This is a genomic window from SAR86 cluster bacterium (assembly GCA_023703535.1).
Taxonomy (GTDB): domain Bacteria; phylum Pseudomonadota; class Gammaproteobacteria; order Magnimaribacterales; family TMED112; genus TMED112.
This window is the reverse complement of sequence record CP097967.1, coordinates 119,110-139,990: the sequence shown is the minus strand read 5'-3', so window position 1 is coordinate 139,990 and position 20,881 is coordinate 119,110. Positions and strand designations below refer to the sequence as shown.

At 34.5% G+C, this 20,881-nt stretch carries 25 protein-coding genes, 4 tRNA genes and 1 pseudogene; 10 read left to right on the top strand and 20 right to left on the bottom strand.

Annotated features, from left to right (window positions below):
- Positions 1–2: 2 nt before the first annotated feature.
- The 10 genes and pseudogenes from rplL to M9B42_00745 all read right to left on the bottom strand — a co-directional run bounded on the left by rplL (position 3) and on the right by M9B42_00745 (position 4,702).
- Entirely contained in the window at positions 3–392 is a 390-nt protein-coding gene (gene rplL / locus M9B42_00790; GenBank protein ID URQ64387.1) for a 50S ribosomal protein L7/L12, read from the bottom strand.
- Between the two features lie 9 nt (positions 393–401).
- Positions 402–923 carry a 50S ribosomal protein L10 gene (gene rplJ / locus M9B42_00785; GenBank protein URQ64386.1) on the bottom strand — a complete coding sequence of 174 codons (522 nt, stop codon included), beginning with the start codon at positions 921–923 and terminating at the stop codon, positions 402–404.
- An 88-nt stretch (positions 924–1,011) separates the two neighbouring features.
- On the bottom strand, positions 1,012–1,698 hold the full coding sequence (gene rplA / locus M9B42_00780; protein URQ64781.1) for a 50S ribosomal protein L1: 687 nt from the start codon (positions 1,696–1,698) through the stop codon (positions 1,012–1,014).
- Positions 1,699–1,841: 143 nt separating this feature from the next.
- Positions 1,842–2,264: pseudogene (gene rplK / locus M9B42_00775) on the bottom strand (50S ribosomal protein L11).
- A 2-nt stretch (positions 2,265–2,266) separates the two neighbouring features.
- Positions 2,267–2,794: a transcription termination/antitermination protein NusG gene (gene nusG, locus M9B42_00770; protein URQ64385.1), complete on the bottom strand. Its 528-nt coding sequence runs from the start codon at positions 2,792–2,794 to the stop codon at positions 2,267–2,269.
- Positions 2,795–2,797: 3 nt separating this feature from the next.
- Positions 2,798–3,145 (bottom strand): preprotein translocase subunit SecE, encoded by a 348-nt coding sequence (gene secE / locus M9B42_00765; protein URQ64384.1) that lies wholly within the window; start codon positions 3,143–3,145, stop codon positions 2,798–2,800.
- Between the two features lie 9 nt (positions 3,146–3,154).
- Positions 3,155–3,230, bottom strand: a tRNA-Trp gene (locus M9B42_00760).
- Positions 3,231–3,273: 43 nt separating this feature from the next.
- Positions 3,274–4,461: an elongation factor Tu gene (gene tuf, locus M9B42_00755; GenBank protein ID URQ64383.1), complete on the bottom strand. Its 1,188-nt coding sequence runs from the start codon at positions 4,459–4,461 to the stop codon at positions 3,274–3,276.
- A gap of 15 nt (positions 4,462–4,476) precedes the next feature.
- A tRNA-Thr gene (locus tag M9B42_00750) sits at positions 4,477–4,552 on the bottom strand.
- Positions 4,553–4,617: 65 nt separating this feature from the next.
- Positions 4,618–4,702 (bottom strand) — tRNA-Tyr (locus M9B42_00745).
- A gap of 61 nt (positions 4,703–4,763) precedes the next feature.
- Between M9B42_00745 and msrA the strand changes: the two genes are divergently transcribed.
- Positions 4,764–5,312: a peptide-methionine (S)-S-oxide reductase MsrA gene (gene msrA / locus M9B42_00740; GenBank protein URQ64382.1), complete on the top strand. Its 549-nt coding sequence runs from the start codon at positions 4,764–4,766 to the stop codon at positions 5,310–5,312.
- 63 nt (positions 5,313–5,375) lie between these two features.
- Positions 5,376–5,451: transfer RNA gene (locus M9B42_00735), tRNA-Thr, on the top strand.
- Between the two features lie 230 nt (positions 5,452–5,681).
- Here M9B42_00735 and M9B42_00730 read toward each other — a convergent pair.
- From M9B42_00730 to M9B42_00715, 4 genes are all read right to left on the bottom strand, one after another.
- Positions 5,682–6,482 (bottom strand): PDZ domain-containing protein, encoded by an 801-nt coding sequence (locus tag M9B42_00730; protein URQ64381.1) that lies wholly within the window; start codon positions 6,480–6,482, stop codon positions 5,682–5,684.
- Between the two features lie 29 nt (positions 6,483–6,511).
- On the bottom strand, positions 6,512–7,255 hold the full coding sequence (locus M9B42_00725) for a hypothetical protein (GenBank protein URQ64380.1): 744 nt from the start codon (positions 7,253–7,255) through the stop codon (positions 6,512–6,514).
- A gap of 66 nt (positions 7,256–7,321) precedes the next feature.
- A complete protein-coding gene (locus tag M9B42_00720; GenBank protein ID URQ64379.1) occupies positions 7,322–8,767 on the bottom strand; it encodes a peptidase S10 in 1,446 nt (481 codons plus the stop codon).
- Positions 8,768–8,776: 9 nt separating this feature from the next.
- On the bottom strand, positions 8,777–8,944 hold the full coding sequence (locus M9B42_00715; protein URQ64378.1) for a hypothetical protein: 168 nt from the start codon (positions 8,942–8,944) through the stop codon (positions 8,777–8,779).
- A 43-nt stretch (positions 8,945–8,987) separates the two neighbouring features.
- Between M9B42_00715 and M9B42_00710 the strand changes: the two genes are divergently transcribed.
- Entirely contained in the window at positions 8,988–9,734 is a 747-nt protein-coding gene (locus M9B42_00710; GenBank protein ID URQ64377.1) for a type 1 glutamine amidotransferase, read from the top strand.
- Here M9B42_00710 and M9B42_00705 read toward each other — a convergent pair.
- The gene (locus M9B42_00705; protein ID URQ64376.1) at positions 9,721–11,037 is read right to left on the bottom strand and encodes an amidohydrolase; all 1,317 of its coding nucleotides are present in this window, start codon (positions 11,035–11,037) and stop codon (positions 9,721–9,723) included. The two genes, M9B42_00710 and M9B42_00705, sit on opposite strands and share 14 nt — an antisense overlap.
- Positions 11,038–11,060: 23 nt before the next feature.
- Here M9B42_00705 and M9B42_00700 point away from each other — a divergent pair, with 23 nt between their 5' ends.
- Positions 11,061–11,312, top strand: a complete 252-nt coding sequence (locus tag M9B42_00700; GenBank protein ID URQ64375.1) for a DUF1289 domain-containing protein — start codon at positions 11,061–11,063, stop codon at positions 11,310–11,312.
- Positions 11,299–11,718: a VOC family protein gene (locus tag M9B42_00695; GenBank protein ID URQ64374.1), complete on the top strand. Its 420-nt coding sequence runs from the start codon at positions 11,299–11,301 to the stop codon at positions 11,716–11,718. The genes M9B42_00700 and M9B42_00695 overlap by 14 nt, the downstream gene beginning before the upstream one ends.
- On the opposite strand, the gene M9B42_00690 is transcribed toward M9B42_00695, so the two are convergent.
- Positions 11,710–12,231, bottom strand: coding sequence for a thioredoxin family protein (locus tag M9B42_00690; protein ID URQ64373.1), 522 nt, complete (start codon positions 12,229–12,231; stop codon positions 11,710–11,712). The two genes, M9B42_00695 and M9B42_00690, sit on opposite strands and share 9 nt — an antisense overlap.
- Before the next feature lie 33 nt (positions 12,232–12,264).
- Here M9B42_00690 and M9B42_00685 point away from each other — a divergent pair, with 33 nt between their 5' ends.
- Genes M9B42_00685 through M9B42_00665 form a run of 5 tightly spaced genes read left to right on the top strand, consistent with a single transcriptional unit; the run spans position 12,265 to position 18,381 of the window.
- The gene (locus M9B42_00685; GenBank protein URQ64372.1) at positions 12,265–13,737 is read left to right on the top strand and encodes a VacB/RNase II family 3'-5' exoribonuclease; all 1,473 of its coding nucleotides are present in this window, start codon (positions 12,265–12,267) and stop codon (positions 13,735–13,737) included.
- Entirely contained in the window at positions 13,734–14,411 is a 678-nt protein-coding gene (locus tag M9B42_00680; GenBank protein ID URQ64371.1) for an RNA methyltransferase, read from the top strand. Before M9B42_00685 ends, M9B42_00680 begins: the two co-directional genes overlap by 4 nt.
- 30 nt (positions 14,412–14,441) lie before the next feature.
- Complete coding sequence (gene lpxC / locus M9B42_00675) at positions 14,442–15,356, top strand: UDP-3-O-acyl-N-acetylglucosamine deacetylase (GenBank protein ID URQ64370.1); 915 nt, start codon at positions 14,442–14,444, stop codon at positions 15,354–15,356.
- Positions 15,356–17,824, top strand: a complete 2,469-nt coding sequence (secA, locus tag M9B42_00670) for a preprotein translocase subunit SecA (GenBank protein ID URQ64369.1) — start codon at positions 15,356–15,358, stop codon at positions 17,822–17,824. The genes lpxC and secA overlap by 1 nt, the downstream gene beginning before the upstream one ends.
- A 2-nt stretch (positions 17,825–17,826) precedes the next feature.
- Positions 17,827–18,381 (top strand): thiamine phosphate synthase, encoded by a 555-nt coding sequence (locus M9B42_00665; GenBank protein URQ64368.1) that lies wholly within the window; start codon positions 17,827–17,829, stop codon positions 18,379–18,381.
- On the opposite strand, the gene yacG is transcribed toward M9B42_00665, so the two are convergent.
- From yacG to M9B42_00645, 4 genes are read right to left on the bottom strand one after another with little or no spacing between them, the layout of a single operon-like run.
- Positions 18,353–18,517, bottom strand: coding sequence for a DNA gyrase inhibitor YacG (gene yacG, locus M9B42_00660; protein URQ64367.1), 165 nt, complete (start codon positions 18,515–18,517; stop codon positions 18,353–18,355). The genes M9B42_00665 and yacG overlap by 29 nt on opposite strands.
- Positions 18,514–19,089: a dephospho-CoA kinase gene (gene coaE / locus M9B42_00655; GenBank protein ID URQ64366.1), complete on the bottom strand. Its 576-nt coding sequence runs from the start codon at positions 19,087–19,089 to the stop codon at positions 18,514–18,516. Before coaE ends, yacG begins: the two co-directional genes overlap by 4 nt.
- A gap of 6 nt (positions 19,090–19,095) precedes the next feature.
- Complete coding sequence (locus M9B42_00650; GenBank protein ID URQ64365.1) at positions 19,096–19,263, bottom strand: hypothetical protein; 168 nt, start codon at positions 19,261–19,263, stop codon at positions 19,096–19,098.
- A complete protein-coding gene (locus M9B42_00645) occupies positions 19,256–20,878 on the bottom strand; it encodes an aldehyde dehydrogenase family protein (GenBank protein URQ64364.1) in 1,623 nt (540 codons plus the stop codon). The genes M9B42_00650 and M9B42_00645 overlap by 8 nt, the downstream gene beginning before the upstream one ends.
- Positions 20,879–20,881: the final 3 nt, after the last annotated feature.

The following is a 20,881-nucleotide window of genomic DNA, read 5'->3' as shown; positions in this document are numbered from 1 at the left end:
GATTATTTCATTTCTGCTTGAGCTCCTGCTTCTTGTAAAGCAGCAACCAAAGCTTCAGCTTCATCTTTTTTTGCTCCTTCTTTCACAGTTTTGGGAGCACCATCGACTAAATCTTTAGCTTCTTTTAGTCCAAGATCTGTAGCCGCTCTAACGGCTTTAATAACTGCTACCTTCTTATCTCCTGAAGCAGTTAATACGACGTCAAATGAACTTTTTTCTTCAGCGGCCTCACCACCAGCTTCCGCACTTGCACCGCCTGCAGCGACTGCAACTGGAGCTGCTACTGCCGCAGCTGATACATCAAATTTTTCTTCGATTTCTTTAATAAGATCCACAAGGTCCATTACAGACATTTTGGATATAGATTCTAATATTTCTTCTTTCGTTGCCATTATATCTCCTTAACCTTTTTGCTCTTTTACACCATGAAGGGTTCTTGCAAACTTTGAAGGAATCTCATTCATGAGAGATGCAATTTTACCCAAAGGTGCCTTCAAAAGTCCAGCAATTTTTGAAATAGCTTCATTAAATGTTGGTAATGAGGCTAATTTGTCTATTTCTGAGCCTTCGAGATGCACTCCATCAACCGATAAACCTTTTATTGTTAGGTTTTCGTTCGACTTTGAATATTTTCTAAGAATTTTTGCTGCTGCACCTGGTTCATCATAAGAAAAACCTAACATTGTGGGTCCTGTTAGATAGTCATCTAAACCTTCGTATGTTGTTCCTTTAAATGCTAGCTTGACCAATGTATTTTTAACTACAACAAATTTTACGTTTGATTTATGTCCTTCCGATCTTAGTTGATTGGCTTCGGAAACATTTAAACCCCTTGCATCTGCAAGGACTAATGAGCTTGAATCATTAGCAAAGCTGCTAATGTCGGCTACAATTCTTTTTTTATCATCTACACTTAAAGCCATTTTTATATTTTTACTAAAGACATTAATAGATAATCATTTGATTTATCTATGTAGGAAATTAAGCAAGGCACCTACAGTCTTTGATATCTCAAAATTGAGAAGTGTCAATTCTATACCCTGGACCCATAGTTGTCGAGAGAAAAACACTTTTAAAATATATTCCTTTTGAAGAAGCAGGTTTCAATCTTTTAAGTTCATTAATAAAAGAATCAAAATTTTCTTTAAGTTGAACTTTTTTCATACTTACATTTGCAATAGTGCCTTGCACTATACCTTCTTGTTCTGCTTTAAACCTTACTTGTCCATGTTTTATTTCCTTGACAGCTTTATCTATATTTTCCGTAACAGTCCCAGATTTAGGGCTCGGCATTAAACCTTTAGGACCCAAAACTTTTGCAAGTTTAGATACATTCTTCATTTGAGCTGGAGTAGTGATAGCAACATCAAAGTCTATATTTCCATCTTTATATTTTTCTATCAAATCATCTAATCCAATAAAATCTGCTCCGCCTTTTTTTGCCTCATCAGCTTTATCTGAATCTACAAAAGCAGCAACTTTAACTTCTTTACCCAATGAGTTTGGAAGAGTTAGAGAACCTCGTATGTTTTGCTCAGATTTCTTTGGATCTATTCCTAACCATACTGAAATATCAACAGTTTCTTGAAATTTTCTTTTTGGCTGTTTTAGAATTAATTCCAGCGCTTCTTCAGTGCTATAACTTTTATCTTCGTCTAGAGCACCTAAGGCTTTTTTGTATTTTGTTTCTTTCATAATTATTTTGACTCTTCTTCTTTCACATCAGCTGGAGCATCTTCTGCTGGTGCTGCATCTTCTGCTGGCACTTCTTCTTCTGCTGTAGCGTCTGCTGGTGCTGCTTCCTCTGGCGCTACTATTTCTTGACCAGAATCTGAAACTCCTTTAATTTCGATACCCATACTTCTAGCCGTACCACTTATTACTTTTATAGCAGATTCAATATCATTTGAATTTAAATCTTCCATCTTCATCTCAGCTATTTCTTTAACTTTTTCTAAAGAAATTCTTGCCACTTTTGTTCTATTTGGCTCTCCACTTCCTTTAGGAATTGAAGCAGCTTTTTTCAATAAAATTGATGCTGGAGGTGATTTTGTTATGAATGTAAATGTTCTGTCTTCAAAAACTGTAATCTCAACAGGAACTTTCAGACCTTTTTCAACTTCCTTAGTTTTTTCGTTAAAGGCGTTACAAAAATCCATTATATTTAGTCCATGCTGGCCCAAAGCTGGACCAACTGGTGGGCTTGGATTTGCACCTCCTGCAGGAACTTGCAGTTTTATTATTGTCATCACTTCTTTTGCCATTCTTATACCTTTTCTACTTGCGAGAAATTTAATTCTACAGGAGTAGATTTACCAAAAATACTTACAGAAACCTTAATAAGATTTTTCTCATAGTCAACTTCCTCAACAACACCATTAAAATCATTAAATGGCCCATCGTTTATTCTCACAGTTTCTCCGGATTCAAATACTGTTTTGAATTTTGGCTGCTCTACAGCTTCATCAACTCTATTTACTATTTTATTTAATTCATTTTCAGTGAGTGGACTTGGTCTTGTTTTATTTCCACCTAGAAAACCCATTACATTCGGTGTCTTTCTAACTAAGTGCCATGTATCATCATCTAATTCCATCTGTACAAGCATATATCCAGGAAAAAACTTTCTTTCGATTTGTCTTTTTTGACCTTTTTTTAACTCTGTTACCTGTTCGGTAGGGATCATAATTTCACCAAACTTTGAAGATAACCCCGAAATATCTATGCGCTCTTCTAGTGCTGCTTTTACTTTTTTTTCACAGTTAGAATAAGCTTGAATGATATACCAGTCCATAATTTAACTCAGAATAAATTTCGAGAGAAATGATAACAATGAGTCTAGGCCCCAGAAAACTAAAGCTAAAATCAAAATCATTATTAAAACCACAACAGTCATTTGAGTTGTTTCACCTCTTCCAGGCCAGACAACCTTAGAAACCTCTGTTCTTGCGTCAACTATAAGCTTCATTGCATTTTTCCCAAATTCAGTTCTAGAAAGTAGCCCCAAGGAAGCAAATAATAAACCACTTAATATAAGCACTCGATATAGCAAACCGAGATCCTCTAAGTAAGTGAATAATATAACAGCTGCAAACCCTAATATCAGGGAAGAAATCCAGAGAATATTATTAAGAGTGCTGTTCATTGTTTTAAATGGCAGGCCTGGAGGGAATCGAACCCACAACCTGCGGTTTTGGAGACCGCCGCTCTGCCAATTGAGCTACAGGCCTTTGCGATCTCCTATTATAACCTTCTAAAGAAACCTTTAAAAATTTAGGCAACAATCTTAAGCACAATTCCTGCGCCTACAGTTCTACCACCTTCTCTTACAGCAAAGCTCAATCCCTCTTCCATAGCAATTGGAGCGATAAGTTCACAGTTAAGTTCGTCAACGGTATCCCCTGGCATAACCATTTCAACACCGTCAGGTAAATTAACTTCACCAGTAACATCAGTAGTTCTGAAATAAAATTGTGGTCTATAACCTTTAAAGAATGGTGTATGTCTTCCACCTTCTTCTTTACTTAAAACAGTGATCTTTGCAGTAAATTTTGTATGTGGCTTCACTGAACCTGGAATAGCAAGAACTTGACCTCTTTCAACGTCATCTCTTTCTGTTCCTCTAAGTAACACACCACAGTTCTCTCCTGCTCGACCCTCATCAAGTGTTTTTCTGAACATTTCAACACCAGTACAAGTTGTTTTTGCGGTATCTTTAATCCCAACAATCTCCAACTCGTCACCTGTCTTGACGATTCCTCTTTCAACTCTACCTGTCACAACAGTACCTCTACCTGAAATAGTAAAGACATCCTCGATAGGCATTAAGAAAGGCTTATCAATAGGTCTTTCAGGTTCTGGGAAGTAAGAATCAAGAGATTTTACTAATTCAACAACACTTTCTACGTACTTAGCGTCACCTTCTAAAGCTTTAAGCGCACTTCCTTTTATGATTGGAGTATCATCGCCAGGAAAATCGTATTTGTTAAGCAATTCACGAACTTCCATTTCTACAAGTTCAATGAGTTCTTCATCATCAACCATATCTGCTTTATTTAGATAAACAACAATATTAGGAACCCCAACCTGTTTAGCCAGAAGTATGTGTTCTCTTGTTTGTGGCATTGGGCCATCCGCCGCACTAACTACTAATATAGCGCCGTCCATCTGAGCGGCACCAGTAATCATATTTTTGACATAGTCAGCGTGACCTGGACAGTCAACGTGAGCATAATGTCTTTGATCACTACTATATTCTACGTGTGATGTTGCAATAGTTATGCCTCTTTCTTTCTCTTCAGGTGCATTATCAATACCCTCGAAAGCGACTGCTTCACCACCAAATGTATCAGCACACACCTTTGTAAGTGCTGCTGTTAACGTTGTCTTACCATGATCAACGTGTCCAATTGTACCCACGTTTATGTGTGGCAAGCTTCTATCAAATTTTTCTCTAGCCATAATTACCTCTATGTTTGGAGCTCATAACCGGATTTGAACCGGTGACCTCTTCCTTACCAAGGAAGTGCTCTACCTGCTGAGCTATATGAGCGCATATCATAAACCCTAAAAAGCAAAGCTTCAACCATTATATTAGTTTTAAAAAAAACTAAAAAATGGTGGAGGGGGAAGGATTCGAACCTTCGAAGCACGAGGCGGCAGATTTACAGTCTGCTGGGTTTGACCGCTCCCCAACCCCTCCGAGTTGAAGTAGTTATTATCAACTTCCATTTTTGTTAGTCAATACATATATAATTATCTTAATGAAACACTATGTCACTGATAGAGAGTTATTTAAATCCTATCCAGAATCAGTAAAAGAAATAATTTTAGGAGCTGGATGTTTTTGGGGTGTTGAAAGGCTTTTTTGGGAACTTCCGGGAGTATGGACAACTTATGTATCCTACTCAGGAGGAAGAAGAGATAATCCAACTTATGAGGAAGTATGTATGGGAGTAACTGGGCATGTTGAGACAGTAAATGTTTTTTATGACCAAAAGCAGATCAAATTTGAAACAATTCTTAAAACCTTTTGGGAATGTCATGATCCAACACAAGGGATGAGACAAGGTAATGATATTGGGGAGCAATATAGATCAGTAATTTTTTGCAAAGACAGCCACCAATTAGATGCAGCAAATATTTCAAAAAAAGTGTTTCAAACTAAATTAGATGAAAAAGGATTTGGTCCAATAACTACCGAAATTAAGATTGAAACTAAAACATTTCCAGCAGAAGATTATCATCAACAATATTTAGCAAAAAATCCAGATGGGTATTGCAACCTAAAAGGCACAGGTTGCTTTTTATAAAATTCTAGAAAGTTAAAGTCAACTTCACTATGAAAATATTATGTTGTAGAATTCAGTCTTCTAGCCACCTTAGCTCAGCTGGTAGAGCAACTGATTTGTAATCAGTAGGTCGTCAGTTCGACTCTGACAGGTGGCTCCAACACAAAAAAAAAGACACCAATTTCTTGGTGTCTTTTTTGCAGATCTAAGTTTTGTTTCCAAACCTTATTTCTACATTTTCTATATTACATAATCTTCTAATAATTGTCTATACATTTATAAAAAAAATTAAAGCCATCACAAAAAAAAAGACACCAATTTCTTGGTGTCTTTTTTGCAGATCTAAGTTTTGTTTCCAATCCTTATTTCTACATTTTTTATATTACATAATTATCTAGTAATTGTCCAGCCAGTTTGCCTTAAAACTAGCTCTTCTTCAGATAAGCTCCAATAGCCTTGTACCATACCATTTTCATTGAATCGCATTCTAGTGAAGTTATGTGATTCTGCTTCCTTTCCAGAAACTTCATCTTTAGATTTTGACCAATGCCAGACATATGCAATATTTTTTCCTCTATCTACTACTACATCTCCAATTTGGTAATCAACTAAATTACTTGCCCATTCCTCTGCATCTGCAGATTCAATATTTTCCAATACCTGAGCTTTGGACCAAGTTGGATTTACAATTCCTCTAGTTACAGATACTTTTACCCTTTTATTATTTCTCATAACAACAGCATCAACGGGCTCACCAGGTAATCCAGAAAAGCTAAGCTTCCCTGTATTAATATTATCTTCAGTAACCTTTACACCTTTAACAGAAACAAATTTATCTCCTACCTCTAAAACTCCTTCTGAAGGTGAACCAGGAATTACTCTTGTAACAATCATTCCTTCTTCATTTTGCGGATCCCAGTTAAAACCGAAACCTACAAATCTGCCAGAAAAACTTACTCCATCTTCAGCCATATGATTTTTAACCATAGCTAATGTTTTTTCTTTACTGGTATATTGTGCTTTTACCCAGCTTTCAGCTACAGCTGCCATAGACTTCATTCCACCTCTGTGGTGGTCTGCAAAAATTGATAACGAAATTAGGACTACTGAGAGTCCAACAATAATTTTTTTAATATCCATCCTAAAACCATAAAACAAAATGATTTTTTTTAAAAGAAAAAAAGGCGCCATAAAAATAGCGCCTTAAGAAATGAATTTTATTATCTAGTTATAGACCAACCAGTCTGCCTTAACAAAAGTTCATCCTCTGAAAGAGCACCAATAAAATTAACTTTGCCACTTTCATCAAATCCAACTCTTGTAACAATATAGGTTTCTGCTTCTACTCCAGACTCCTCATCTAAATCTTTTCTCCAATGAAGTACATAAGCTACTTCTTTACCTACAGCAACATCAATCATTCTGTATTCGATCAAGCTTGATCCCCATTGTTCTGCATCAGCTCCTTCAATATTTTCCACAAAAGTGGCCTTATCAGTTCTTGGCTGCACGACTGTTCTTGCCATTTCAAGGTCTACTTCTTTGCCGTCCCTTTTGACTTTCACATTCCATACATCACCAACTTTTGTTGCCTCTGGATCAGTATTTCTCCAGTCTTTAACTCCATTAATTGACAATACTTCGTCTCCAACTTTCATTGCCTCTGATGCTGAGCTTCCCTCAACAGTTGAAATTACAACATCAGGCTGGTCTCCATTTGGGTCATAATAGAATCCAAAACCAACAAAACGACTTGGGTATTGATATCCATCATCTGCCATATGTTTTTTCACCATCTTTAGAAATGGATCTTTACCTTTATAACCTGATTCAACCATTTTCTTGGCAATCATCCCTTTTTTAGCTCCTTTGTCTTTCATACCATCACCTTTGTGATGATCTGCAAATATTGATAACGAGAATGTGACTACAAGTAGTCCAATAAAAAACTTTTGAATATTCATAATTACAATTTAAAACAATTAATAAGAACTTTGAAGAAAAATAGAATTAATTTGCAGAATTGTGACTTATTCTTTTAAGAAATTATTTACTTCCTTTAAAAAACGATCAAATGAAGGTTGATGATTGTACATCATATGTCCTGCTTCAAATTCAGAAAAAATAACTCTTTCCATATCGACCCCATTGTCATAAAGAAAATTTTCAGCAGTAAAACAAGGTGTAGCTAAATCATAAATTCCACAAGAAACGTAAACTTTAAATTCTTCATTTCCACGTTGAGCATAACCAATATGTGGTGTTGGGTTTACATATCTAGGCCATTTTTGATCTTGGGTGGAGTTCCAATCCCAGTTATTATATAAATCTCTATCACTACTCTGGTACAGCATCACAGTTTCAACACCAATCTCAGAAAACCATGTATGTAATGCAGATACATATGCAGAAGAGAAACCCTCCATTGAAGCATCCGTATCAGGATACTGACCAGCAGCTACATAATCTTTCATTTTGTATCTTGAGTCTGCTCTTCCAACAGAAAAACCCTCATCACGTAATAACTCTTTTCTAAAATCAGACGCTTCAACTCTTAAATCTGAATTCCTAACAAACTCTTCACTTAAACCAGTATAAAAAGAATATTCTTTAACTATTTCGTCGTATTCTTCTTGAGAAATTCTTGTACCTTTTAATAAAGCTGGACCATATTTTTCTAGACTAAATTTTTTTGAGTTTTCGTAAAATTCGAGCAAAGTCAAATCTGTATCTACCTTTCCATGATAATAGGCAGTTACTGCATAAGTTGGAAGATAGCCATAATGTGGGGAATTGTTTCCTGGAGCAAATCTTATATATTGCATATCAGCAGCAGGTGAAACTAAGAGAAGGCCGTTGACTTCGATGTTTGTTAAAACGCCACTTCTCAACTCTGATACCAATAATGGTCCTCTTATTCCACCATAACTCTCACCTAAAATATATCTTGGAGAATTCCATCTTTTATTGTCGTTAATCCATCTTCGAATAAACTCTGCTATTACTACGGCATCTTGTTTTACTCCCCAAAATTCTTTTCCTTCATGTTCACCCAATGGTCTGCTATAGCCAGTCCCAATTGGATCAATGAAAACTAAATCAGCTTTATCTAAGGGCGATAATTTGTTGTTTGTTAAATTATATGGAGGAGAACCATCATCACCTGCGTCGCTTGGAACTTTCACCACTTTTGGACCTAAAACTCCCATATGCAACCACAATGATGCAGATCCAGGACCTCCATTAAAACTAAACATGACTGGTCTATTTTTTTGATTATCAACACTGTATTCAGTGACGACAAAAGAAGCTAAAGGTTTTGTTGAGTCATCTCGTTCAAAAATTACTTTTTCATAAACTTTTGCAGTGTATTCCAGCTTTTTCCCATTGAAAGTGCCCGAAAATTTTTTTGAAAAATCAAAATTACTCTCTGCAAATACATAAGAGGTTAAAAGTAAAAAAAGAATGGCTCTCATTATGTAAATTTAAACTAAATGATTTTCTCGAAATTTTTCAGCGGTATGAACAATTCCACTTTTAGTTTTGTATGGTTTTGATTTAATACCTTTAGTTCCTTCTTTAACTAAAAGGAACAAGCACATTGTTGTGAGAGATATTAACCCAAGCGCCCCCACGATTAAGTATTGAATCATAGTTGTATTCTATATCATTTATGGTAAAAAATAAATTTGCGAAATGGTTAATAAAACAAGAGATCAATTAAAAATACTCCTTTTACAGATAAGGGATGATCAGAAAGTGCGCAAAGAAGAGCATGAAAGCTTCGCAAAATACAGTGAATTGGAACTTAACCAAATAGATATACTTAATGTTTTTGATAAGCCAAATTTTTCTACAGATGTATTGAATGGTTATGATGCTTTGTATGTTGGTGGAGCTAGTGAAGCTAATGTACTTGAACCTGAAATATATCCATTCATAAAAGACTCTGTAGGACTAATAAAATTTGCTGGAGAAAATGCAATACCAACTTTTGCTTCATGTTTTGGGTTTCAATTAGCTGTACTAGCTTTTGATGGAGTAATAAAAAGCAAAGATGCTGATTATGAGATGGGAAGCATACCTATTAAAACAACAAATTTAGCAAATATTGATCCTGTTTTTAAAGGGGTTAAATCAGGATTCTATGCTCTTTCGGTTCATCAACAATATGCAGATGACTTACCAGAAAATCTTGATCTTTTAGCATACACACAACAATGTTTACATAGTTTTAAATTAAGAGATAAACCACTCTGGGCATTCCAATTTCATCCTGAAGTAGATCGAGCTACAGTTTTTGAAAGACTTGCAATCTATAAGGCAAAGTACACTTCTGGTGAAGAAGAATTTAATAAAGTCTTAGACTCTCTTGTAGAAACACCAGATTCACATAAATTAATGCTCAATTTTGTAGATAATGTTTTACTTAATTATTCTTAAGGTAATCAATTGCAAGAAAACTCATTGCTCTAACGCCTTCGTCTAATGCTTCATCATCAACAATGAAATAAGGTGAATGATTTCCTGCAACATCAGACCTTCTGTTGAATTCGCCAGATGCCTCTCCCTTGCCTGGTCTGTTTACACCTAAATAAAAGTACATGCCAGGTATTTCTTGGGAAAAATATGAAAAATCTTCTGCGCCTGTAGTCGGAACATCAGAAATCATGAATTTTCCGTTAGAAGCTTCTTTTAGAGTTGATGAATATTTCTTGACTAGATCTTCTTGATTATAAGTAACTGGAAAGAAGCCACCTACATCAAATTCGACATTTATTGTTGTACCAGTTCCAACTGCAACACCTTCTGCAAGTTGTTCAATTTCACTGTAGATTTCACTTCTTAATTCTGGATCAAAAGTTCTAATGGTTCCCATTATCATGGCATCTTCTGGAATAATATTATTTCTTGTGCCTGCCTCGACTATGCCAACTGAAATAACCGCAGGATTATTAATAATATTTATTCTTCGACTTACAACTGTATTTAAAGACTGAATTAATTCTGCAGTTGCCATTATTGGGTCAATTCCCGCCCATGGAGCAGAGCCATGAGCTTGTTTGCCTTTGATTGAAATTCTATAAGCAGATGCTGCTGCCATTGCTGGTCCAGGCTTTACAGCAATTAGTCCATTAGGCATATTAGTTACATGTAAGCCAAAAATTGCTTCAGGCTGATATCTTTCAAATATTCCCTCTTCAAGCATCATCTTAGCTCCACCTCCTTCGTCTTCAGGTGGACCTTCTTCAGCAGGTTGAAAGATAAGCATGATATTGCCTTCAAGTTGCTCTTTATGTTTTGCTAAAAACTCTGCAGCCCCCATCAAAATTGCAACATGTGCATCATGACCACATGCATGCATGACACCTACATCGTTTCCAAGATAAGTTGTTCTTACTTTTGATGCATAGGGAAGTCCAGTCTTTTCCTCTACAGGTAAGGCATCCATGTCAGCTCTAAGTGCAACTGTTGGTCCAGGTTTTCCTCCTTTAATTATTCCAACAACACCTGTATATGCTATTCCTGTCTCTATCTCAATTCCCAAACTCTCTAAATGATCTGCAACTTTTTTTGAAGTCCTAAATTCTCTGTTTGATAGTTCTGGAAACTCATGAATATCATGTCTCCACTCAATTACTTTAGGCATTAAAGATTTTAATGATGCAGACATTTCATTCCTTAAATCATCTGCCCATAAAGAGCATGTTAGAAAAAAAAGAATAATTGAAAGTCTGTATTTCATTAATAAAATATAATACTTCTAAAATGAAAAAAAAGTTCAACAAAATAGTTTCGCCATGTATTTCTATTTGTCAGTATGATTCTCAAAATAAATGTCTAGGTTGTATGCGTACAAAAGATGAAAGAATTAAATGGAAAAAAGATGAAACTACAGATGCATGGAAAAACTCTAACCTTGAAGATATAAAAAGTAGAATGTCAGACTCTTTTAGAAAATCATGGGAAGATACATATGAGAAGAAAAAACAAAGAATAAAAGATAATGCAAAAACTTAGACCATTTCACCTAGCCATTCCCGTAGACTGTATTGAAAAGGCAAAAAACTTTTATGGAAATCTTCTTGGTTTCAATGAGGGTCGCTCTTCAGAAAATTGGGTAGATTATAATTTTTTTGGTCACCAATTAGTTTGCCATATTGGCGATGTGCCAAAAAAAGTAAGTAAAGAAGTTGATGGAAAGATGGTTCCAATACCACATTTTGGTGTAATTCTTGACTGGCAAGATTTTGACTTGCTCTCTGAAAAAATTAAAGAAAGTAAGCTTGAGTTTGTTATTGAGCCTTATTTGAGATTTGAGGGAAAACCAGGCGAACAAAAAACAATGTTTTTTCAAGATCCTTTCGGAAACTCCTTAGAGTTTAAATCTTTCAAAAGTGATGATGAGATTTTTAAATCAACCTAGAAAGTTATTTAGATAGAAGTAAAACTCAGAAGGCTGTCTTTCTCTTGCATTGCGCCATTGTGTCGAACTATCTTTATTTAGCACTTTCAAATCTTTTGATAAAACAACTATTGTTGGCACTCCTTCCAATTCAGCAATTCCGTAATTAAGCAATATCTGCTTGTTCTTTGGTTCTGAGCCATCACGATAATCCCCAACATCTACATAAATTAGCTCAAAGTTTTCATTTATAAATTTTGCCATTTGAGGAATAAGTGTAATTTGATGAAGAATAATGCAATCTGGGCACCAATTTGCTCCAAAAATAATGAGTGGTTGCTTATTTTCCTTCAATGCTTTTTCAATACCCTCGATCACTAAATCTGGATAATTTAAATCTGGCTTATAGGGCTTAACAACAGTTTTTGGGATATCATCTTGTGAAAGATTTGAAATTGGTTTTTTAAAATTCATAACAAATAAGATGCTGGTTAATAAAATGACCACAAATAAACTAAAAATCAATTTATTCATAATGGCTAATTTAAGGATTGTTTTTAAAAAAAAATGAAAAACGAAAATAATTTACAAAAATTTCACAATAAAGCCATTTACGACTACTCTCTCAGAGAAATTTGGCCTCAGGAGGTATTGACTGAATCAAAACTTCTGAGTGATGAAAAGGTCAATTCGGAAGACTTTAATGAATTGCCCTTTGTAACAATTGATGGTGAGGATGCTAAGGATTTTGACGATGCAATATTTTGTAAGTTAATTCCCGATGGATTTAAGCTCTATGTTGCTATTGCAGATGTATCTTTTTATGTGAAAGAAAATTCGGCTATAGACATGGAGGCGAGAGCAAGGGCCACTTCAACTTATATGTTTCGAAAAGTTCTACCTATGCTTCCAGAAAAACTATCAAATGATCTTTGCTCGCTCAAAGAGGGAGTCTTAAGAAAAACTTTAATAGTTAAGATTAATTTTGATAAGGCAGGCAATATTGAAAAATATACATTCCACAGAAGTGAAATTAAATCTTGTGCACGCCTCACTTACAACAAAGTTGAAGATTTTTTAGAAAATAAAATCAATCTCAATGGAGAAAAATACAAGGAGTCACTCGATTCAGCAAAAATTTTAATGTCAAAGCTTTTAGAGCGTAGAGCAGAAAGAGGTGCATTAGACTTTGAACTTGATGAGCCTTATATGAGTTTTGATAGAGAAGGAAAAATTCAAGAATTAAAAAATAGGACAAGATTAATGTCGCATAAATTAATCGAAGAATTTATGCTCTCTGCAAATATTTGTGCAGCTGATTTTTTAAATAAAAATTACAGTCAAGGAATATACAGAGTTCATGATTATCCTGAGAATTATAAAATTGATAGACTTAGCCAGATTCTAAAAAGAAGAAATATTAATTGGGAGGGCAGTATTGAAGATGTTGATAATCTCAATATTTTTATAAAAAATCTTTCAAAAAGAAGTGATAAAAGCATTCTAAACGCAGTTGTATTGCAGTCTATGCAAAGAGCTGAATATTCAACAAAAGAAATTGGTCACTTTGGTTTGAAATATAAAAAATATACACACTTTACTTCTCCAATAAGAAGGTATCCAGACCTTATTGTTCATCGCATGATAATTGCAAAATTAAATAAGCTTAATTGTGAAATAGAGGATTTGGACGATTTATTAATGCATTGCTCTGAACGTGAAAGATCATCAGAGTTTGCATCTAAACAAGTACAACAGAACATGTTGTGCTCTTATGCTGCAAATTTTAGGGGTCAAATTTTTGATGGTTTTATAACTGGCGTAAAAGACTTTGGAGTTTTCGTAGATATGCCAAAATTATATACCTCAGGCCTTCTACATATAACTGAGTTGCCAAAAGATAACTATAAATACAATGCAAGAGATAAAATATTATCAGGTAAACGAAGGGCTAATACTTTTTGTTTGGGTGACAAGATTTCAGTTGGTATAGATAATGTTATGGAGCTTGAAGGCAAAATATCGCTGTTTTATGTATGAAAATAAATATAAAAAACTTTTACTGTATTGAGACTCTGATTGAATCTAATCCCGAGATTATTGAATTCATTAATATCCCTAACCCTAAAGATAAAAAGATTTCTGAATTAGCTGTTAATGCGAAACAATCTGGTATAAAAATTTTAAATAAATCGAAAGACTTTTACGCAGCATGTAAAGAGCCTGCAGTTAGGGATATAAAATCGGCAAATTATGAAATAGGGAAATCAGTTCTTATTTTTGATGAGGTTCAGGATACAAGAAATTTAGGATCTTGTTTAAGGACTGCATCATTTTTTGGCATTAATTCAGTCATTATTCCTAAAAATAATTCCGCAGATTTTAATAACACGGCTGTTATAGAGACCTCAACAGGAGGTGTCTACGATTTAGATTTATACAAAGTTGCAAACATAAGTCAGACCATAAACAAACTTAAAGAAAATAATTATTGGGTAACTGGTTTTTCTGAGCATGCTAAAAAAGATATAAATACATTAGTGCCCTCTGAAAAAAATGTATTCGTTTTTGGCAATGAGCAAAAGGGCATAAAACAATTAGTTTTAAAAAACTGTGATGAAGTATTGAAAATCAAGCAAATTGGACAGACATCATCATTAAATATTTCTATAGCAGCTGCTATAGCGACTTACACGTTAACAAATAAAATATAAAAAAAGATATTTATAAACTAAAATAGCCAAATGCTCTCACAAAGAACAATAAAAAATAAAATTACTTGCTCAGGAGTAGGTTTGCACACCGGCAAAAAAGTTAAACTAACTTTTCATCCCGCTGAGCCAAATACTGGAATACTTTTTAGAAGAATTGATGGAGATAAAGTTGTCGATATTCCAGCCACTGCTAAAAACGTTGGAGAGACAACTCTTTCAACTACGCTTGTCTATGGAGATTATAAAATCTCAACTATTGAGCATTTACTTTCTGCATTAGCAGGCACTGGCGTTGATAACTGCATTATTGATTGCGATGGGCCTGAAATTCCAATTATGGATGGCAGCTCAACTCAATTTGTTTTCCTAATCCAGACAGCTGGTATTGTTGAACAAAATGCAGTGAAAAAATTTGTGTATGTAACAAAGTCTGTTCAAGTTCAAAGAGATGATGCTGTGGCTAGGATTAAACCATATGATGGTTTTAGAGTAACTTTTACTCTTGAATTTGATCATCCCGTTTATAACAAATATCCCCATAGTGCCTCAATAGACTTTTCACAAACTTCTTTTATAAGAGAAGTAAGCAGAGCACGAACTTTTGGCTTAATGGATGACTTAGAGAAACTTAAAAAGATGAACTTAGCACTTGGAGCTAATTTAAATAATGCTATTGGAATAGGTGATGAAGATGTTTTAAATGAGGGTGGACTCAGATTTGCTGATGAATTTGTTAAACATAAGATTCTTGACGCTATTGGTGATCTTTATTTACTTGGACATAATTTAATAGGTGAATTTTTTGGTTTTAAAACCGGGCATGCATTAAACAATCAATTATTAAGAAAGATTGAGAGCGAGAACGCATACAAAATTATTGAAATCGATGAAATAAAAGATGCGCCTATAAACTATCTTAAGCCTCTTATTGAAGAAGCTATCTAATGCTAGATATCCTTAGAAAAATTTTTCCTTCAGCCAATCAAAGGAGAATCTCTGAATACACCAAAATTGTAAATAAAATAAACGCTTTAGAAGAAGAAATGTCATCAAAGGATGAAAATTTTTTTAAAGAACTTCATTTTGATGAAAAGCCAGATGAAGAAAAATTTTCTCATATTTTTGCATCTGTGCGTGAAGCTTCGGTAAGAACACTAGGATTAAGACATTTTGACTGTCAGATGATAGGAGGTCTAGTTTTAAAAGATGGAAATATCGCTGAAATGAAAACAGGTGAAGGAAAGACACTTGTTGCAACATTGCCTGCAGTATTAAACGCTTTAAATGGAAAAAAAGTTTATGTCGTGACGGTAAATGACTACTTGGCTGAACGTGATGCAGCCTGGATGGCTCCAATATATGAGTACTTCGGACTTAAAGTCTCAGCGCTTACTTCTACTCAAAGTTTTGAAGAAAAAAAATCTAGCTACGAATCAAATATTATTTACTGCACTAGCAGTGAGTTAGGATTTGATTATCTTAGAGACAACATGGTCTTATTTAGAAATCAAAAATCACAAGCAGATTTAAATTTTGCCATTATCGATGAAGTAGACTCAATCTTGATTGATGAGGCAAGAACTCCTTTGATTATTTCTGGAGCCACTGATGATGATGCATCTGCTTACCCTGTTTTCCTTAAATTGATTCCAAATTTAAAACAGCAATTGAGGGAAGGTACTGATGAAGAACCTTTATCTGAAGAAGAAAAGGGAGATTTTCTGATAGATGAAAAAGGTCGCTCAGTGGAACTTACAGAAAATGGGTTTGAAAAAGTTGAAAATTTTTTAGTCAACAGAAATATGATTAAGGAAGATGAAAGTCTCTACACAACTAATAATTTGAAATTCCTTAAATACATTCAAGCTACTTTAAAAGCTAATTATCTTTTTGAAAAAGATGTTCATTATGTAAAAGAGGGGAATAAAGTTGTTTTAATCGATGATAATACTGGAAGAAAGTTGCCTGGCAGAAGAATTTCGGAAGGTGTTCATCAAGCATTAGAATGTAAAGAGAAAGTACCCATTCAACAAGAAACGCAGACTCTTGCTTCAACTACATTCCAAAATTACTTTAGATTATTTGATCAAATCTCAGGTATGACAGGCACTGCAGACACCGAAGCAGCTGAGTTTAAGCAAATTTATAATATGAGTGTTGTTGTCATTCCTACAAACCAAACAATGGTAAGAGAGGATGTTAATGATGTCGTCTACGTAAATGAAGAGGATAAATACAGCGCATTACTTACAGAAATTAAGGAAATAAATAAAAAAGAAGCCCCTATTTTAGTGGGAACGGCTTCAATTGAAAGTTCAGAGAAGGTTTCTTCTATTCTGAAAAAAGCTGGCATTAAACATCAGGTTCTAAATGCAAAATATCACGAGAAAGAGGCAATGATTATTGAGGAGGCTGGAAGACCAGGTGCTATTACCATTGCTACCAACATGGCTGGGCGTGGAACTGATATTGTTTTGGGTGGAAAAAAAGAAGACGATAAAGAATGGAATCAAAACCATCAAAAAGTGATTGATGCCGGGGGTTTGCATGTTATTGGAACAGAGCGCCATGAATCAAGAAGAATAGACAATCAGCTGCGAGGAAGATCTGGAAGACAAGGTGACCCAGGTTACTCAAAGTTCTTTTTAAGTCTTGATGATACAGTGCTTAGGCTTTTTATTGATGAAAATAGAAAGCAATTATTCTCAAGATTAAGTGAAGGAATGGATGATTCAAGCATTGAGCATCCTCTTCTAAATGGTGCGATAGCAAATGCGCAGAAGAAAATAGAAAATCGTAACTTCGAAATAAGAAAACAAATTCTTGAATACGATGATGTATCAAATGATCAAAGATTAACTGTGTATGAGCTCAGAAACTTTTTTCTTGAAGACAATGATAATGAAAAACTTATTTTTGAATATCTTGATAATCTGCTAGAAAAAATTGCAGATAAAGCATTGCCTGAGGATCAAAATGAGTATTGGAGTTTTGACGACTTTACAAAAAGCTTAAGTCAGTCTTTGGGGAGTGCTCCAGAACCAAAAGAATTTAATAAAAATCAAACTTTCGCAGAAATTATGGATGTGCTAAACGATTTCTATAAAGAAGAATATTTAAATAAATTTGAGCCACTTAAAGAAAAGAAAAAAGAATTGGAGCGACAGGTTTCGATTCAGGTTTTAGATGCCTGTTGGAAAAGACATCTTCAAAATATTGACTCTTTGAGGGGGAATATAGGTCTAAGAGCTTATGCTCAGAGAAACCCAATTAATGAATTTAAAAAAGAATCATTTGAACTTTTTGATAGCATGATTGAATCTTTTAAAGATGATTCTGTGAAAATACTTTTTAATATAAAAATTCAAAAAATGTCACAAGCTGAATTCGAAGCTAGAAAAAATACTACTTAACCTTGGCTGAAAATATTAGAGACCTCATCAAAGATCCAGAAACCTTTTTTTTGATTACTGGTGAATTTAAAAAAATTTCAACTCTTAAAAAAAAATTACTAAATACAAAAAGATTTAATAAAAAAATTCTAATACTTCGAATAAAAGAGGATACAGGCCAGCTTGATGAAATTATTTTAGAGGTCAAAAAATTTTGTAAAAAAGAAAATGTACCTTTGTTGCTTAATTCTCCAAATAAATTTTCATACAAAGCGAAGGGCTATCATCTTACCTCCAAAGAAATTTATGAATACAAAAATAGTAAGAATTTAGTACTTGGAGCTTCATGCCATAATGATCAAGATATTATTCAAGCAATTGATATTGGCTGTTCATATGCCTTTCTCTCGCCTGTTATAAGAAAGAATGGTATTGAAGGTATGGGTTGGGATTCTTTTTTTGCTTTAAAGGATAAATATCCACAAATCACAATTGTGCCCTTGGGTGGTATTAATGAGTCTAATGCAATAGTCGAGGCTTTTGCGGGTATTAGTCACTGGTGGAATCATCAGGCATAGGTATAGATTTTTCTTCATTAGCCCAATTTAAAAAGTCTAAATTTTTACATGTCTTCGAACAAAAAGGTTTGAACTCTGAACTGATTTCTACAATATTTTTGCACTGCGGACATTTCATGTTTACCTTTTCATTCATAATTGACTCTCAAAAAAATTAAAGTAGAACTCTAGTTTACGTTCAAAATCCTCAATACTTGAATCGTTTAGAATAAAATCTGTAGCATAAGATATTCTGTCATGCCTAGACATTTGTTTATCTATAATTATTTTAGCTTCCTCCTCACTAACTTTATCTCTTTTAACAATTCTTTCAATTTGAGTATTTTCTGGAGCGTCTATGACAAGAGTTCTATTAAAATTATCGTACTTTCCCCAAATTGGGGCAGAGTAAATACCCCATTTTGATTTAATTTTTGCTACATCCTTTATAGTCTTTTCACCAATAATTGGATGCATTATGGCCTCTAGTTTTTCCTTCTTTTTTTGATCAGAAAAAATTATCTTTCTTAGTTTTGCTTTATCTAATTCTTTATTAGGTTTTAGAATATCTTTACCAAAGGCTTTTACTACCTCTTCATAACCTTTCTCTCCTACCTCTTGCAAGCTTCGAGAAATTTCATCAGCATCGACTATCTCAATTTTTTTCTTTTTAAAAAAATCACAAGCAAGGGTTTTACCTGTAGCAATACCTCCTGTTATACCAACCAAAAACATCTATATTTGATCTTCAGCTTCTGCGCCTTTAGCAAGAATATTTAGTTGTTTTCTTGTGAGATTTAATTTTTTATCAATTAAGTTTAATTTTTTGTTGAGGAACTCCTGATTCTTATAAAGTGCTTCTATTTCCTCTTTGAAAAATTGAAACTTCTTGTCGTTATTCATGTTTTAATCTTATCCAACCTCTTGCTACATCATACCTTAGGTCCTGAAGAATACTTGAATGATTGCCATGGTAAGTTCGCCTTTTAATACATTTTCTGTAGTAAGAATTTGGTGCATTTATTTCCTCATAAGTTCTACCATCTTCACCAGCCTCTGCGATCCATTCAATTCTTTGACGATTATGAATTGCTACTTGTGGGATTAATTCATTTTCTGTCCTTACAAATGTCATGCCTTCATACATGATTTTCCCTTTATCTCCAAACTCTACTCCTTGAGCAAGGGGCAATTCTGTTCCGTAGTTAAGAGTTGCAGTTGTTCTTCTCATATAAGCTTTCCATGCATCTGAACCTGATTCACGGCCGCCTCCAGTTTCTTTTTCTCCTCCAAAAGCACCACCAATTTCTGCGCCGCTTGTGCCAATATTCACATTTGCAATACCACAATCTGATCCCTCAGGACCAAGGAAAAGTTCTGACTCTCGAAAATCATTAGTAAAGATAGAGCTGCTTAAACCTTGCTTAACAGAGTTTTGCAATTCAATAGCATCAGTTAATTTATTAAATGGCATTACAAAAAGAATTGGCGCAAAGGTCTCATCTTTCATTTCATCGATATGGCTGTCAACTTCAACAATTGCCGGCTGCACATATGTGCCGCCCTCGATATCTAATTTTTGACCACCATGTATTTTCTTTGCTTTACTCGAACAAGCATCTAATGTTTTTTTCATAGCATCGTAACTTTGCTCAGAAATTAAAGGTCCCACCTGAATATTTCTATCAAAAGGATCTCCAATTTTTAAACTCTCAAACGAAGGTATAAGTTTGTTTATTACCTCCTCATAAATGTCTTCATGTACGAAGAGTCTTCTTAATGTTGTGCATCTTTGACCAGTTGTACCTGCTGCAGAAAAAGTCACACCTTTAATTGTCAAATCCAGATCTGCAGTTGGACAAATAATAGCTGCGTTATTCCCACCAAGTTCGAGTAAGTTTCTTCCTAATCTGGCTGAAACTATTGGCGCAATAGCCTTGCCCATAGCACAACTTCCAGTGGCAGAAAGTAGGGCAATATTTTCATCTTCAGCAAATTCTACTGAAGCCTCATTTGCTCCTTTTTTGATTAAAACCAAATCCTTATATTCACCTGCGACAGAATCCCATATTTTTTTTGTTAAGTCTGCACATCCCTCACTATGAGGTGATGGTTTCCAAATAATACTATTGCCGCAAACAGCAGCTAAACAAAAATTCCAACCGAACACAGCTACAGGAAAATTGAAAGCTGTAATACAACCAACAATACCTAAAGGTTGCCAAATCTCCTGCAATCGATGATTAGGTCTTTCACTTGGCATGGTGAGACCATAGAGCTGCCTACTTAAACCAGTAGCAAAGTCACACATATCAATGACTTCTTGAACCTCACCTTCAGATTCTGAAATAATTTTTTTTGCTTCAAATGTTATTTGATTTGCAACTTCTTTTTTTTGCTCTCGAAGAGCTTCTCCAAACAACCTGATGTAATTGCCACGCTCAGGAGCTGGTAAAGCTCTCCATTTTAAAAAAGCAGCTCTAGATTTATTTATTAAATCGCTGTGTTTTTCCCCCATCAA

Coding starts and splice junctions, on each gene's coding strand:
- secA (URQ64369.1), top strand. CDS start 15,356: ATGCTAGATATCCTTAGAAAAATTTTTCCTTCAGCCAATCAAAGGAGA.
- M9B42_00645 (URQ64364.1), bottom strand. CDS start 20,878: ATGGGGGAAAAACACAGCGATTTAATAAATAAATCTAGAGCTGCTTTT.
- M9B42_00715 (URQ64378.1), bottom strand. CDS start 8,944: ATGATTCAATACTTAATCGTGGGGGCGCTTGGGTTAATATCTCTCACA.
- yacG (URQ64367.1), bottom strand. CDS start 18,517: ATGAATGAAAAGGTAAACATGAAATGTCCGCAGTGCAAAAATATTGTA.
- M9B42_00685 (URQ64372.1), top strand. CDS start 12,265: ATGAAAAACGAAAATAATTTACAAAAATTTCACAATAAAGCCATTTAC.
- M9B42_00710 (URQ64377.1), top strand. CDS start 8,988: ATGGTTAATAAAACAAGAGATCAATTAAAAATACTCCTTTTACAGATA.
- rplJ (URQ64386.1), bottom strand. CDS start 923: ATGGCTTTAAGTGTAGATGATAAAAAAAGAATTGTAGCCGACATTAGC.
- M9B42_00700 (URQ64375.1), top strand. CDS start 11,061: ATGAAAAAAAAGTTCAACAAAATAGTTTCGCCATGTATTTCTATTTGT.
- M9B42_00695 (URQ64374.1), top strand. CDS start 11,299: ATGCAAAAACTTAGACCATTTCACCTAGCCATTCCCGTAGACTGTATT.
- secE (URQ64384.1), bottom strand. CDS start 3,145: ATGAACAGCACTCTTAATAATATTCTCTGGATTTCTTCCCTGATATTA.
- M9B42_00690 (URQ64373.1), bottom strand. CDS start 12,231: ATGAATAAATTGATTTTTAGTTTATTTGTGGTCATTTTATTAACCAGC.
- M9B42_00680 (URQ64371.1), top strand. CDS start 13,734: ATGAAAATAAATATAAAAAACTTTTACTGTATTGAGACTCTGATTGAA.
- M9B42_00720 (URQ64379.1), bottom strand. CDS start 8,767: ATGAGAGCCATTCTTTTTTTACTTTTAACCTCTTATGTATTTGCAGAG.
- lpxC (URQ64370.1), top strand. CDS start 14,442: ATGCTCTCACAAAGAACAATAAAAAATAAAATTACTTGCTCAGGAGTA.
- M9B42_00705 (URQ64376.1), bottom strand. CDS start 11,037: ATGAAATACAGACTTTCAATTATTCTTTTTTTTCTAACATGCTCTTTA.
- M9B42_00650 (URQ64365.1), bottom strand. CDS start 19,263: ATGAATAACGACAAGAAGTTTCAATTTTTCAAAGAGGAAATAGAAGCA.
- msrA (URQ64382.1), top strand. CDS start 4,764: ATGAAACACTATGTCACTGATAGAGAGTTATTTAAATCCTATCCAGAA.
- rplL (URQ64387.1), bottom strand. CDS start 392: ATGGCAACGAAAGAAGAAATATTAGAATCTATATCCAAAATGTCTGTA.
- M9B42_00730 (URQ64381.1), bottom strand. CDS start 6,482: ATGGCGCCTTTTTTTCTTTTAAAAAAAATCATTTTGTTTTATGGTTTT.
- M9B42_00725 (URQ64380.1), bottom strand. CDS start 7,255: ATGAATATTCAAAAGTTTTTTATTGGACTACTTGTAGTCACATTCTCG.
- tuf (URQ64383.1), bottom strand. CDS start 4,461: ATGGCTAGAGAAAAATTTGATAGAAGCTTGCCACACATAAACGTGGGT.
- nusG (URQ64385.1), bottom strand. CDS start 2,794: ATGGACTGGTATATCATTCAAGCTTATTCTAACTGTGAAAAAAAAGTA.